This is a genomic window from Granulicella sp. L60 (genome assembly GCF_009765825.1).
Lineage (GTDB): Bacteria > Acidobacteriota > Terriglobia > Terriglobales > Acidobacteriaceae > Edaphobacter.
In genome coordinates this window covers 1-15,076 of sequence record NZ_LMUR01000015.1, presented here as the reverse complement: position 1 = coordinate 15,076, position 15,076 = coordinate 1, and the positions used below count along the sequence as shown (strand labels likewise).

At 54.6% G+C, this 15,076-nt stretch carries 6 protein-coding genes and 1 pseudogene; 4 read left to right on the top strand and 3 right to left on the bottom strand.

The genetic code is table 11. The features are described 5' to 3' along the window. Positions 1-4: 4 nt before the first annotated feature. Positions 5-3,376, bottom strand: a complete 3,372-nt coding sequence (locus tag GSQ82_RS07265) for a TonB-dependent receptor (RefSeq protein ID WP_256370072.1) — start codon at positions 3,374-3,376, stop codon at positions 5-7. Positions 3,377-4,227: 851 nt separating this feature from the next. Here GSQ82_RS07265 and GSQ82_RS07260 point away from each other — a divergent pair. The 4 genes from GSQ82_RS07260 (at position 4,228) to GSQ82_RS07245 (ending at position 12,769) form a co-directional block, all read left to right on the top strand. Continuing rightward, entirely contained in the window at positions 4,228-6,426 is a 2,199-nt protein-coding gene (locus GSQ82_RS07260) for an LpqB family beta-propeller domain-containing protein (protein WP_158791636.1), read from the top strand. Between the two features lie 854 nt (positions 6,427-7,280). Next, positions 7,281-8,180 (top strand): hypothetical protein, encoded by a 900-nt coding sequence (locus GSQ82_RS07255; protein ID WP_158791635.1) that lies wholly within the window; start codon positions 7,281-7,283, stop codon positions 8,178-8,180. 91 nt (positions 8,181-8,271) lie between these two features. After that, complete coding sequence (locus GSQ82_RS07250) at positions 8,272-11,751, top strand: carboxypeptidase regulatory-like domain-containing protein (RefSeq protein ID WP_371417178.1); 3,480 nt, start codon at positions 8,272-8,274, stop codon at positions 11,749-11,751. A gap of 112 nt (positions 11,752-11,863) precedes the next feature. Further along, on the top strand, positions 11,864-12,769 hold the full coding sequence (locus GSQ82_RS07245; RefSeq protein WP_158791633.1) for a glycerophosphodiester phosphodiesterase family protein: 906 nt from the start codon (positions 11,864-11,866) through the stop codon (positions 12,767-12,769). Positions 12,770-13,124: 355 nt separating this feature from the next. On the opposite strand, the gene GSQ82_RS07240 is transcribed toward GSQ82_RS07245, so the two are convergent. Together GSQ82_RS07240 and GSQ82_RS24700 are read right to left on the bottom strand one after the other, a co-directional pair. Beyond that, entirely contained in the window at positions 13,125-14,747 is a 1,623-nt protein-coding gene (locus tag GSQ82_RS07240; protein WP_158791632.1) for a ParB/RepB/Spo0J family partition protein, read from the bottom strand. A gap of 86 nt (positions 14,748-14,833) precedes the next feature. Beyond that, positions 14,834-15,076, bottom strand: a pseudogene (locus GSQ82_RS24700) (hypothetical protein); the annotation flags it as partial.

Genomic DNA, 15,076 nt, shown 5'->3' with positions numbered 1-15,076 from the left:
GTCGTTAGAACTCGATACGGAAAGCAAACTGAAGTTGTCGCATGCCTATATTTGGATCAAGGCTTGTGATCTGTCCTGGCGTACCGGTAGTGCAGTCAATGCATTTGTTCGCGGGCACCGCGAGTGCGGGATGGTTGAATACATTGAATGCCTGAAATTGGAATTGCCCATCGAGATGCTCTGGCAACGCAAAGTGCTTTATCAGAGAAGCATCCGCGAGAAATTCATTCGGCCCGACGAGAGAGTTCCTTCCGATGTTTCCGAAGGTTCCGAAAGCAGGGCGTTGAAAGGGGCCGGATGATGAGCCTGAGCTAGCCAGTGGCGCGACCGGTGTGAAGTACGAAACTGAATGGATCGTCGAATTCAGTCCTCGTCCTCCAACGGCAAAACCGCTTGCTGAGCCGTTCGGTCGGCAGTCAATGCCACTGGTATCGACGTCCTGATCAGACGCACACTCTGCGTAAGTTGGAGTGAAAGGAAGACCCGACATCCACGTCGAATCTCCGCTCAACCTCCATCCGCCGACGATGTAGTTCAGCGCTCCGCCGTTATTGAGGAAGGCCTTACCCTTCCCGAAGGGCAGTTCGTAGGAACCGAACAGGTTGAAGACGTTGGTGCGATTCAGGTCGTTTCTGGAGTGGTTTACCGACTGGTCCCAGACGAAATAAGGATCAGCGAAGTTCATGGCCTTTGACCATGTGTAGTTTGCCTGTAGGGTGGCGTTGTTGTGGAATTTCTGAACAACTTTGGTTTGAAGTCCGTTGTAATTCTCGGTGGCTGCAGGCGCGGCGCTCGACACGGTCGTGTTGCAGCAGAGTACGCCATTGTTATCGAACTTATTGAAGAGAGGCCTTCTTGCTGCTTGGTTCGCTAGATCGGCCGGAGTTGTCGGCAAATGCGGAATATTGATATTGAAACCATCCGTAGTACCGGGATAAGCGCGTTCGGCATAGTTGCCAACGTAAGCAATCTCGAAGGTGGTGTCCCGATAGGCTTGCTGGATGGCAAGCGTCCACTGGTCAACTTTCGGCAGTTGAATCTTCGTCGGTCGAATCGTAAAGCTCGTGCCGTTCGCCAGCGGATACACACCGCCAGACGAGACGACTGGCGGAGCTTGCGCAACCGGACCGGTGGCAAGACTGAATACTGAGCCGGTTGAACTGGCAGGAGACAGGCTCTGGAGGATCAGTGTTGGTGAATTGCGAACGAGATTCGTTCCGAAAAGTGTTCCGTAGAAACCTTCGCTGTCATACACGGTGGCAAAGCCGCCACGAACGACAGTGTTCTCTCTGACCTGATATGCCGCACCTACGCGGGGAGCGAAGTTGGTGTAGTCCATCTGCGCACCAGCATTGCTGCCGAAAGGGCCCACGCCAGCGACTTGCTCAAATCCGGTGTTGATGTTGCTGAGACCTCCATTGCCTGCCCCCGCGACTGTCTCGGGGAAGGTCATGTCCCATCGAACACCGTAGTTGAGGCTGAGCTTAGGTGTGATCTTCCAAGAATCTTGCGCGAAGATTGCGAAGCGCTTTTGAGCCGTCACAACGGTAGGGTTGAAGAGAACGTAGCGAGAGAAGGTGCTTACCTGGCCAAGCAACGCCGTTGCCAAGTCGAGGCCCCCACTGCCAGCGGCGTTAGCAGTCGTCGTTTGAGCGAAGTTCAGAACACCAGCCGGGTTCGTATCACTCGGGTTGCGGATATTGAGTGCATACCGAAGATCTCCGCCGAATCGAATGGTGTGTTTACCAGCGGTCTTCGACCAGTTGTTTACAAACTCGAACTCCTGCTCCGATTGCTTGAGAGGGCAGTTGCAAATTTGCGTACCGTTGTATGAGATGTCCGCACCGAGATTGGTCAAGGTGCTGTTGGTGAACAGGAAATCAGGCAGCCCGGAAGTATAGGAAGAACCGGTATTCAATCCTGGAATGCCGAAGCCTGAAGCAGGATTCTTTCCGGCGCTGTTTTGGTTTTGGTTGACTGCATATTTGACCAAGCCGAAGCGGAAATCCGTCTCCCAGGTGTTGTTCAGAGCGTAGTCAAAGCCAGACGAGAGATTCTGATTTTGGACTTTGTCGGTTCCAGCGAAGTTACCCGCCCCGAGACCGGGACCGCCCGCCGCTCCAAATACGTTCTGGCCAGAGAGTTTGAAAAGGACATAGGAATAACGCGCGAAACTATGGAGACGTGCAGTTGTCTGGTCGTCAATGCGAAGATCTGCAGCATCTCCGTTATTCGGACCAAAGCCGGCAGCAACGTAATTGTTAGCGATGCCCGCTCCAGCGACGTTTGGAGCTGGCAAGATGGAGAGGAGATTGACCGCCTGAGAAGCGATATTTGCCTTAGGAATGATGTTGCCGGTGTACGCTGCGCGCGTGGTGGGATCGTAGACTTGACGAACGCCTCCCGCAAGATACTCACTTAGGTTGCAAGTTCCCGAAGAAGCCGTAAGGCAGGTGCTTCGGACCAGATTGGTCGGAACCGAGAGGATGAGGCTCTGACCGGATTTTGAGCGCGTTCCCTGGTAGTCGGTGAAAAAGAACGTCCGATTCTTGATGATCGGGCCGCTGATAGAACCTCCGAACTGCGAGAAGACGGTAGACGGAATGTATTTGCCGGTTGCAGGGCTTGGTTGAAACTGGGTAAATGGATTCTTGGCTTCCTGTGCGTCGGAGTGACGATAAAAGAACACATCGCCATGGACCCGATTGCCGCCTGACTTGGTCTCAGCGGTGACCATGCCGCCCACGCCGCCTCCGAACTCGGCGTCATAGTTCTGAGTGAGAACCTGCAGATCCTGAACGGAATCGAGCGTTGGGTTGACAACGATGATGCCCAAAACTGGATCGCGGTCGTCGGTGCCGTCGATCGTCCAACCCTGAGTGCCGAAGTTCTGGCCGTTGATGGAATAGTAGGGCGACCCTTGTGGGTTTTGAGCAAGAGCGTTGCTCGACGGTGACGTGGAGGTTCCCGCAGTCAATTGCTGGAATTGGGCAAAATTTCGAGTGGCGCTTGGAACATCCTGAAGCGTCTGACTCGGTATGCGGTCCGAGACCTGGGCATTGTTGGTCTGGAGCAAAGCGGGTGCCGCATTCACCTCCACTGTCTGCTGGGTGGCACCGATCTTTAGGGCCAGGTCGATCTTCGGCTCCGAGTTTGCCGCGACCGTGATGCCATCCGTTTCCGAAGGGGTAAATCCAGAAGCCGAGCCACGGACGTTATAGGTGTCGGGAGTGAGACGCTCCACACGGTAGAAACCACTCGCATCTGCCGTTACCGTTTGAGCAATCCCTTTTTGTACGTCGGTCACGGTCACGGAGGCGGATGGAATCACGGCTCCTGATGCATCCCTCACGGTTCCAGAAATCGAGCCGAACACCGCCTGCCCGAAAGCTGTTACTTCTGTCCCAAGTGAAATCAAGAGCAGCGCGGCGGTCCAAAGCACTGCCAACCCGCTTGCGCGGATCGCCCTCGAGTTGAAAAGTTTTGAGATATCGCTATACGCGCCACATCCGGACGGCTGAACCGCTGCCGATGAGTGGCCAAGGCTGATTATTCGTTTGAAGCGGTTGAGCATACTGACCCCTTAAGTAGTGCAATCTGCGCCCGGCCTCATGAAGAATGACAGCATGAATTTTCTTCAGATGTCTGGGCCGGATAACCATCGCTGAACGTAGGGCCCACTTCCAAGTGGGAAGCTGGGTGGGAATGCCCCGAAGTCTTGGGGGTGGGTAACTCTTCCCACCTCTCAGTTGTTGTTTGATATCAAATACTTGCAAGATCACACAACAGCGGAAATACCCAGATGAAAAGTGCGTGAATGGCAACTATCATCCGATTGCGGGGACGATTCCCGCAGCCGGAAATCCAGCCTTCAGGTCTCTAAGACCCGCAATCAACCGCATTCTTGGTCTCCGCATACCGTCCCAGCCATCATCTGTGTGAAACCTCCCCTCGATCTGGCAACCTCGCTTGAGCACCGATCTTGGGACTAAGCACGGGGTTCACTCGAGTGGATACCCCAGAAGAACGAACGCGGGAACAGAAAGCTGGAGAAGTGAGTAGTGTTGCGCTCGCCGTACGGACATTCAAAATGAAGTGCTTGGAGTTGAAGGTTCAAAGGAGCTTATCGGCGATAAAATTGTGATATCCGATAACGGCAGGGACCTTTGAAAGCGTCAAATATTCACGCTGTCGGAGTATCCTTATTTTTGGTGTTCCGTGACAGTCTTGGATCAGACAAAATTGCGCGCCCAGGTCGAAAGGCTTGCTGCCAGCGCTGAATTCGCGCGGGCGGACCGTATGGTCCAGTTCTTGCGCTATGTCGTCGAGAAGACGCTCGACGGTGACACCGCCGCCTTACGAGAACGACAAATTGGAGTAGCCGTTTTCGAGCGCCCTTCCGACTGGGACCCGAAATTGGACAATGTCGTTCGCAGCGAAGCGCGTCGTTTGCGCAGCAAGTTGGAAGCATATGCCGCGAGTGATGACCCAGATGAGACGGTCCGGATCACTATGCCCACGGGTGGCTACGGCGTGCAATTTGAAGAGCTATCCGTTCCAACGGCACCGACAGAACGACCTGCTGATTCACTCACGCAGGATACTACTGAGGTCGTCGAAGTTCCTGCTAGTACCTTGAATCTCCCGCCCGATCACAGAAAGCCCGCGTTTGCAAAGCGGCCTTGGGTGTTGCTCGTCTCCGTGGTTAGCCTTCTTGCTGTCCTAGTCGCCGTTCTTCATTATCGATCTGGTGCTCGCGCGCGCGACGATCAATATGAAGTTGCGCCCTTCTCCTCAGAAGTCGGATTACAATTCAGCCCGGCGATCTCACCGGACAGCAAAGCGATAGCCTTTGTCTGGAATGGCGGCACCAATCAATACGATATTTATCTCAAACAGATGGGCTCCCCCGATTCGCAACGGCTCACTCACGATATCTGGCCGAGCATACATCCGGCTTGGTCACCCGACGGCAAGCAAATCGCTTTCCTTCGGCAAGCCGGAGACGAAGCGCAACTCATGGTGCTCGACCTAAGTACCCATCGCGAAAGATTGATTCGGCGCATGCAGGATTCGCGGCCCGATATGTGGGGCATAAGTAACGGACTAGCGAGTTGCCAAACACTGTCATGGAGTAAACAAGGGGATCAGATCTATTTAACTGATCCTTCGGACGCGGGACATGGCCTTGTGTCCATCTCGACTCAAACCGGCGATCAAAAGGCCGTCTCGAAACCAACCGGCGCGGATCAGGATTGCTATGCGCGGCCCTCTCCAGATGGCAGAACATTCGCCTTTGTGCGCTTTCTCAGCCACGCATCGGGGTATGTTTACACTGTAGAAATCACAGGCGACCATCTGCGACGATTAACTCAAGAGGTTCGAGAACTTCGTGGTGTCGACTGGACTCCAGATGGAAAACACCTGATCTTTGCTTCTAAAGAGAATGGTGCCTATCAACTGAGGATGATCTCGGCCAACGGGGGAGAATCATCCCTCTTACCGTCGGCTACTGAGTCTGCCGCTGACCCATCCGTCTCGCCTGATGGCGCGTTTGTTGCCTTTGTTGAAAGTCACGACAATTGGAACCTGTGGCAAGTCCGACTCGATGGAGACAGGATTGGTGTGCCTGAACGGCTCATCGCATCGACCGGACAGAATCACTCTCCGAGCTTTTCACCAGATGGCCACACGATTACGTTTGTTTCTGATCGCTCGGGCTCTCCCGAGATTTGGGCGGTTGATAGCCGTGGTCAACATCTACGCCAGTTGACTCATTTCGGAGGCCCTTGGCTTGGAACGATACGCTGGTCACCCGACGGTAAGTTCATCGTGTTCGATGCACGTCCCAAAGGCCACTCAGCCATTTACAGGCTGTCGATTGGGGGTGGTGATCCCATCCTTGTTGAAGATCAACCTTTCGAATTGCGGAGGCCATCCTGGTCACGCGACGGACGGTACATTTATTTTGACTCATCGCGCCGTGCAGCACCGGAGATCTGGAAACGAGACCTGCAGACAAACGAAGACCACGTAGTAGCCCCTGCTGGCTTCTATATCGGTATCGAGTCACTCGATGGGAAACAGCTCTTCTATCAGGACTTGGAACAGCGCTACGTTTGGGTATCTGACACGGACGGTAGCAGCCCGAAACGGCTTACGGAGGTACACCCGACACCAGACCTAGCTTGGACTCCCGTGAATCACGGGATTTGCTTTGCGTCCTCGATCTCAGCGGGAAAAACCGATGTCTTCGTTTTTGACCTAGACACTCGGAAACTAAGAAAGCTTGGACAAATCAATCAGGATATGGCCCCTGGAACGCCTAGCTTTGTCGTAAGTCCAGATGGGAAGACTCTTCTATACGCTGCCGTCGACAACAGACAGAGCGAGATTAAGCTGCGCCGCGGGGCTCTACTTCACTAATACAACCAGCCTGGGGTATCGGGCGCTTGTGTCGTGCTATGTCAGCCTTGCATCCGAGAAAGTCGGCATCTCGGCAGCATGGGATTGCTGACGAGATGCCGACTTGTCGTGATCAAGCTTTAGATATCAGCTGCTAGTTACCTACGACGCACCGACTAAAGACTCATTGATAGGCACATAGGCGAAGAGTCATACAGACATCTGTGCAAGCCATACAATTGAGACTGTTGTTGGTGCAAAAAATTGCCGAATTCCGGTTCAGCGACTGATGGATCGAAGGTTTCACCGGGAATTGTCCGTGAAATCCAGGTGAGATCGCCGACATTCCATTAACAACCGGTTTACGCGATCCGGGTTACACTGTCCCATCGAGAAAATGTCAAATGGGAGTTCGACCGACAGCCTGGCCTGACGCACCCGACGCAGAAATATCTGGAAACGATGTTCTGCGTCCGGAAGCAGACCGCGCCGAGTTGGATGTCGATTGGAGAGAGGCTGCAGTTCGACGGGTTCTTTCAAGCTCCGCCCTTGCGAAGGCTAATCGACTCTCGACCTTTTTGGAATACGTATGCCGGCTCACTCTGCAAGGCCGCGAAGACGAGATCAACGAAGTTAATATAGGTATCAACGTATTTGACCGAAGGGAGAACTATAACGCCTCCGACGACACTATCGTTCGGACCACTGCGAGATCACTCCGTCAGCGGTTGAAGTCCTACTACGAGACTGAGGGTTACGCCGATAGTGTTCGGATCGACATCCCGAAAGGTACGTATGTGCCGACATTCGTCCAGGTTGGGGTCGAGTCCGCGCGAGTCGTCTCAAACCCAAGCCCGTTAGCAGATGGGCCCGCGGTGACGACACCAGAGATCGCGAATTCCGAAACTCCCAGACCTTGGGCGAAGATCGTTTCACTCGTTGCGTTACTCTTGGTTGCCGCTGCGATCGGCGCAGCGAGCGCAATGTTGCTCATTGCGCCTAAGCGTTACCTTCCCTGGCTGCGGACTCCTTCTGACAAGCTGTGGGCCTCAGTTTTTACTGCTGACCGTTCAACGTATATCGTGCCAGCTGACACAACCTTGCTTCAGTATGAGATAAAGACTCGCCGGTTGGTGCCGCTCAACGAATACGTCGGTGGAAACTTCTTCCTTCCTACGGACCTTAATCATTCGGGGCTGGCTGAACCGGCGCAACGCTATTCAAGCCGATATACAGCCGTGACTTCGGTACAGATGGCAGAGGAGTTCGGCCGGATACCGAAGGTCTCCCCAGATCGCACCTCGGTACGTTTCGCCCGGGACATGCAAACAGGCGATTTGAATCAATCGAACGCGATCCTTATTGGCGCAGCTCAGAACAATCCCTGGGTGCAGCTTTTCCGAAGCCAGGTGAACTTCCATCTCGATTGGGTGCCTGAGGAGAATCGTTGGCGCATCCTTAATGACCATCCTGAAGGAACCGAACCGACGGAATGGACGTGGAGCAATGATTCAACCCGCACGAGCTATTCTCATATCGCTCTCGTTCACAACCTGAGCGGTAATGGTTCCGTGCTCATCATCGCGGGGACGAATATGTTCGGCTCGGAGGCTGGCAGCAACTTCATTTTCAACCCAGAGAAGATGAATCCACTACTTAAGAAGGCGCTTAGAAGTGATGGAAGCCTTGGCAACTTCGAAATCCTGCTCCAATCAAATGTGGTCGGAACCGGAACTATCAATACGCGGGTTGCGGCGGCTCGATTCCACCCGTAAAGCGGCTTAGTCCCTCCGGATTTTGGAAGCGCGGCGGCGAATGTGAATGGAATAGGCGTGATGTGTTACTGGCGTGTAAATAGCACAAAGTATGAGGACTTGTCTCCGGGAAACCACGGAGAATTCACGTTCTTTCTCCTCCCTCACGGCGACTAGCTTGGCTATGCGGATGCGAAAAATCGTCCGCAGGAGGCTAGGCGTGCAGTCACATCAAAGATCATCCCAGTTCTTGCGATTTCCACTAAAAATACCCATCTTCGTCAACATCGTATTGCTTCTGCTTGTTCTCTCAAGCTCATTGCTCGCGCATGGACAGGCTGTAAGCGCCACGGTGGTAGGCCGTGTGACGGACACCTCTCAAGGGGCAGTCGTCGGGGCTAAAGTCTCGCTAAACGACAAAACAACCGGAGTACACCGTTCTGTAGTTACTTCATCGGATGGTGAATACCAGATTCCACTTGTGGTTCCCGGTTCCTACACACTCACTGTTGAATCTTCTGGAATGAAGACGCAAGTAGTAAATGGGCTCCTCGTTGAGGTAAACAGCACCACCCGTCGCGACGTCGCGTTGGGTATTGGACAGGCTTCGGAGACGGTGGAGGTCAGCGCGACTGCTCCGGCGCTACAGACCGATCGTGCGGACATCACGGCGAACTTCAACGCCCGTCAGGTTGAAGATCTTCCTCTCTCGGGCAACATGAACTTCCAAACAGCACAAAACCTCGTCCCGGGCGTGACCCGTGCCGTGTTCCTGAATCAAGTGTTCACAAACGCACAAAGCACTCTGTCCAACTACGTAAACGGCCAAACGAAACTGGCGAATAACCTCCAAATCGAAGGTATCGCCGACAACGCCAGAACGGGCGAACTACAGTTGTACATCCCTCCTGCTGAGGCTATTCAGACAGTCGATGTGAACACGAGCAACTATGCTCCAGAGTTCGGCACATCCTCCGGATATGTGACGAACGTCATCATCAAGTCCGGTACGGACAAATTCCACGGTTCGCTATTTGAATTCAACCGAATCACGCCTTTGACGGCACTCAATTACTTCAACACCACTTCTCCGAAGACGCCGATTGTCTACAATTACTATGGCGGCACGGTCAGCGGGCCGGTCTGGAAGAACAAGACCTACTTCTTCGCTGACTTCGTCCGGACAGACGACCATGAGGGTCTTTTTGGTGTGTACACCGTTCCCACCGCCGCTTATCGAGCCGGTAACCTAAGCGCGTCTTCTACGGCAATTTATGATCCGGCCACGGGCAACACTGCGACCGGGGCCGGGAGGACTCAGTTCAGCTACAACGGGCAGAAGAATGTTATCGATCCGGCTCGGATCAGCTCAGTCGCGAAGAACATACTCAACTTGCTCCCTCCGCCAAACACGGGAGTTCCAGGCGCCCTGACGAACAACTACCAAAGTACGACTGCAAACAATAAAGACTATTACAACTACGACATCAAGTTGGATCAAAACCTCTTCGCCGCAGACCGGCTCTCTTACCGGTTCAGTGACGCCCATATCGCGACGTACGTTCAGCCAACATTCGGTATCGCTGGAGGACCCGCATCAAGTGGGTCTGAGGGCAATGGCATTGCCACGCTTTACACCACTGCCGCAAACTATATTCACCCGTTTTCCGGAAAGCTACTAACAGAAGCACGAGCCGGCGTCACGCATTATCGCAACGCGGTGAGCTTGTCTGATGGAGGCACACCTCTTTCAAGTCAAGTGGGTATCAACGGCGTGAACCTAAGCCCAGCAACCAGCGGTCTTTCGACCATCGACATCACAGGATACAACGCGAATTTATTGGGATACAACAAAAACTTCCCAACGGTCCGCGGCGAAACACACATCGACATCGTGAATGACTGGACTTGGATTCTGGGCAAGCATTCCATCAAGTTTGGTTTCGAATTCCAGCGTGTTCGCGACGACCTCGCTGCAAGTGGTAGCTATCCCGCACGAGGAATTTTTTCTTTCCGAGACGGTCAGACTTCCATCTCCGGTGCGGCGACGAGCCAAGCAAACGACTTCGCCAGCTTCCTTCTCGACGCTCCAAGTCAAGTGGGGCGCACCATCGCAGTGACGGAGGCGACTTGGCGGCAGAGCTACTACATCGGCTTTGTTCAGGACACTTTCAACATCAGCCCAAAGCTCACAGCTACGTACGGTGTACGATACGACCTTTATCCTCCGCCGACTCCTCACCGCAACGGAGGCTACTCGCAATACAACCCCTCGAATTACACACTGTCGGTTGGCGGTATCGCCGCTGGTCTTGGCAACAATCTCAATGTAGCGACGAAGTACGCGAACTTTGCCCCAAGAATTGGCATCGCGTATCGTCCTGACGATTCGACAGTCGTCCGTGCAGGATTCGGTCAGAGCTACTATCCAGTCATAGGAGACAGCTATGCCTATTACAACTATCCGTATACGCAGGACACCAGCTTCGTTGGGACATCAAGCTTGCTGCCCGCCGTGCAGTCTAACGGCAGTCTGATCTCGATGGGCACAGGGCTCCCTGCCTTGGTGGTCAACCCAGTCCCTGCGAACGGAATCATCACGCTCAATCAATCGCAAACCGGCACAGCCACCTATGTCGTCAATACAAACCAAAAGATTCCCTATGTGGAGTTTTGGAATGCGACCGTGGAAAGGCGCCTTCCTGGTGATTTCAACTTGAGCATCGGTTATGTTGGAAACATTGGCGTACACGCACTAGCTGGTTACAACCTGAATGCAGCCACGGTCCCAGGTACGGGAGTCGCCGGTCAGCCCGAATATACAACAGCTTTCAAGCGTACTGGCACAACCACCCTTGTCGACGGATACACTACAACTCACTACGACTCATTGCAGGTTCGCCTGGATCGACATTTTCGCAATGGGCTCGGAATCACTAGTTCATATACATGGGGCAAGGCCCTCGGATATAAAAGCGATACGACCTCGCTTAGCGCTTTGCCGCAATACATTAACATGCGTCAAAACTACGGTAGAGTGACCTATGACCGCGCTCACACGCTCGTACAAAGCGCCATATACGAGCTCCCGTTTGGCCATGGGAAGCCGTGGTTGAGCGACGGCGTATTAGCGCATGTTGCCGGTGGCTGGCAGATCACTGGCATCGTGACCGAGATGAGCGGATTGCCACTCGTTCTAACTGCAAGCAGCACCTCGTTGAATGCTCCTGGCAATACACAGTTTGTGAATGTAGTTGGTCCTTTCCAGACCCCGAAGGGGATAGGAACTGGAGCACAATGGTTCAACAAATCGGCCTTCTCGCAACCCACTACGGCTGTCCTTGGAACGGGTAGGCAAACAATGTTTGCTGGTCCGGGCTTCTTCAATCTCGACGCTGCGGTTTTCAGACGGTTCGCAATCCGTGATCGGTTCAGCTTGGAGCTTCGGGCTGAAGCGTTTGGTCTTACCAATACGCCTCAGTTCGCAAACCCGGATGGCCTTATCAGTGATGCGACGTTCGGCCAAGTCACGGCAACGCAGGGCGCAACTGGTAGTCGTGTGACCCAGTTCTCGGGAAAGCTATCCTTCTAGCCTTTCCAGAAGAGAGCATCTGATCACAATTCCAAAACCAAGGTCGGGAGAGCGGCAAGACTCGCCTCCCGACCATTCACTTTCGACCATTGAATATTGGAGCGTTATCGTCGTGCGAACTCATCCATTCATCGTATTAGCCGCATTAGTGTCTCTAGTCCTTCCTCTTGGTGCTCAGGAAGATCCAAGCGCACGGCTCAACAAACTCTTGCAGAATGAACCCAAGACTGTCTACGTCGCTGCTCATCGTGGCGATTGGCGGGATGCGCCAGAGAATTCTATCCAGAGTCTGCAGTGGGCTGCAAAGCTCGGCGTCGACATCGTTGAGTTCGACTTGAAACGTACAAAGGATGGCGGACTTGTCGTTATGCACGACTTCGATGTCGATCGCACCACAACCGGTCACGGACTAGTGTCTGATCTCACTCTGGAGGATCTGAAAAAACTCAACCTCCGAGCCGGAACGGGGCACCCGACGAAGTACACCATCCCGACGTTCGCTGAAGAACTCGAAGCAGCGCGTCAGAACCATGTCATCCTCGACATTGATACGGGGTGGGACTATTACAAGGACGTGTTAGCCCAAGTCCGCGCTACGCGTGAGACGGATCAAGTCATTATCAATGTCTTCCATAACACTTCACTCAGCGAGGTCGAGAGGCGCGTCGGAAAGATTCCGGACGACGTAACAATCATGGAGGTCGTGAATATGGAGCGACCCGATGCCGAAAGTGTGATCAACAGTTACGCGGGCCATCGTCGAACGATCATCCAATGCGACTTCAAAGACGCAACGGTCTCGTCGGTTCAGAAGATGCCCGAGTATCGGAAGACAACTCCGATCTGGACTAATGGCTTGTGGCCCGATCAAAACGGTGGGCACGATGACGATACCGCTCTTGACCCTGGTCCGCCTGATCAGGCCTGGGGTTGGCTCATCTCACGAGGAGCGAACGTGATCCAAACAGATCGTCCCCGAGAGCTCCTCGAATACCTTCAACAGAAGGATCGACGATGAAAGAGCAATTCGTAACGGCGCTACAAACCTACACACTCTATGCACGTCGGCGTTCCGCTGTCGCAATGGCGATCATCCTCTGTAGCTCTGAGATATTGCAAGCCGCCACACCACCATTGCAGACGAAGTGGATTGGGAGCGAATCCTGCAAATTGAGCGGTCCCATCCCTTGAAAGACGCAAACTTCGGTTTCGTAACAGCCTCAGAACTTGACTCCTGCCGCGCAGCCGGCGACCGGGGGCCGGAGGAGCGGGATGTGGGTGCAGGGAGAAACCAAAGCGGTTTCTCCCTGCGCGATTTTCGGGCATAGACAGAAAGAGCGGCGTGGCGCGCCGCCCTTCTGTGAATGAACTTGCTAGGCTGCTTTCTTTGCGGTCTTCTTGAGTTTGTTGGTGGGGGCCTTGATGGTCGGCTTCTTGACGGCCTTAGCCTTCTCCTTGTCCACGAACTCCTTTCTGACCTTGGCGGTGATGGCGTCGGTGTCTACCTTGTACACGGTCGCCGCTTCCTTGAGCACGGACGGAGCGTTGCTGCGGGCTGCGGCCAGCACGATGGTCAGTTCGACCGTCAGTCGCCCCAACACGCTCTCTTCGGCACGACGGAGGAAGGCGGCAAACAGCTTCTCGATGGAGTCGCTGTCTTTGGCCTTCTTGATGCCGTGCTGCTTGGCGACGATGGCGAGACGGTTCTCGTCCAGCATCGCGGCCAACCGCTCAACCACAAACAGCAGGTCGCGTTTCATCAGCCGTACCGGGACGGCTGCACCGATGGCCGAGAGAACGCGGATGCCCGTTGTATTGGAAATCGCCTCCTCCCTGCGCCGCTTCTCCTGTTCGGCCTTCCACTTGGCGTTATCCGCGACGTTCTGCGGCGTCTGCTTCTTCGGTTTGGGGTGATGCACCGGGCAGTCGGCGTTGGTGCATACCTTCTGGATGGTGCCCTGTCCGTGGCCTTCGGTCACGATGGCCTCGGTGACGAACTTGCACGTCTTGTACTCCGGCCACTGCGCCCGCGCCTTGTCCTCGGGCTTGTCATCCCGAATCACCACGTACTTGTTACGCGGGAGAACGGGGCTGCCCTCGCGCTGCTGCCCCTGCAAGGTACTGATCTGCACGAGCTTGGGTTTGGCGACGACGGTGGCGGCAACGTGCGCCTCGACCTTCGCCTGATAGCAGCTTGGATTAGTGCAGGCGTCCTGCTTGCCAAGGTCGGCAAACAGGAGCTTGTTATGCCCGGTACGGTTCGGGCAGTCCACGCAGCTTCCGGCGATGGCGACGAGATGGGCATTGCGCTTGTCGAACGGAGCGTCTTTGAGAAGCAAGAGCACATTCGACTCAATCCAGAAACGGAGGTTGCGGACAGGCAGGAGAATCCGTGCGGGCTTATCGCCGTGGTTGGCGTAGACCTCTTTGAAGCAAGCGGTGAGTCCCTGCTGCTGGAGGTCGGCGGGCAGCTTCGCCAGCATGAGCGCGTGACCCACGCCGATGTCACTGCGGTAGAACGCATCCACCACCGCCTCGCATAGTTCGGTCAGCTTCAACCGCTGCGCGATGTAGACGGGTGTTTTACCTACCTTCGCGGCGATCTGCTCGATACTGTACTTCGGCTCGTCCAGCGTGAGAAGCCGCTTGTACCCTTCGGCCTCTTCCATCGGATGAACGTCGCGGCGCTGGAGGTTTTCGATCAACTGCGCCTCCAGCACCTCAGCATCGGTCATGTACTTGATGCGGACAGGCACGGTCGCAGCTTCGACCATCTGCGCGGCACGATAACGCCGTGCGCCAAAGACGATCTCGAAGCTGACTTCATCCTTGGGGCGGACGAGCAACGGAGAGAGAACGCCCTGGGTACGGATAGTTTCGGAAAGCTCTTTCAAGCTGGCCTCGTCGAACTGACGGCGGGGGTTGGTAGTAGATTCCGAAAGCAGGGACAGCGGAAGGTCGCGGTACTCGTTGGCATTGACGATGGTGGTGTTCATGGTGATGTGCTCCTTTCGAGCGGTTGAAGGATGAAGACACGCGGAGCGAAACACGTTGGCCGGTTCCGCTCCGCAAGGGGAGCGGACTAGCCACAAATGCACTTGTCCGTGAAGGCTTCTACAAAGCCTTGCAATCTGAGGTTGTTGTCCCACGTCTGGGCGAAACGCTCGTGCTCCTTGTGAAACGAAACCAGATGCACGTAGTGGTCGCGGATGACGTTGCGGCTCCACTGCTCGATGCCGAAGTAATCGTTGCGCCAGTACTGTGTGAAGCGCCGGATTATGTGAAGTGAGATGGAGGAATGCAGTCGGGGCGCGGGAGATCGTCG

Bases quoted from the DNA above. Each gene is read 5' to 3' on its own strand.
- GSQ82_RS07250 (WP_371417178.1), top strand. From the start codon at position 8,272: ATGAGGACTTGTCTCCGGGAAACCACGGAGAATTCACGTTCTTTCTCC.
- GSQ82_RS07240 (WP_158791632.1), bottom strand. From the start codon at position 14,747: ATGAACACCACCATCGTCAATGCCAACGAGTACCGCGACCTTCCGCTG.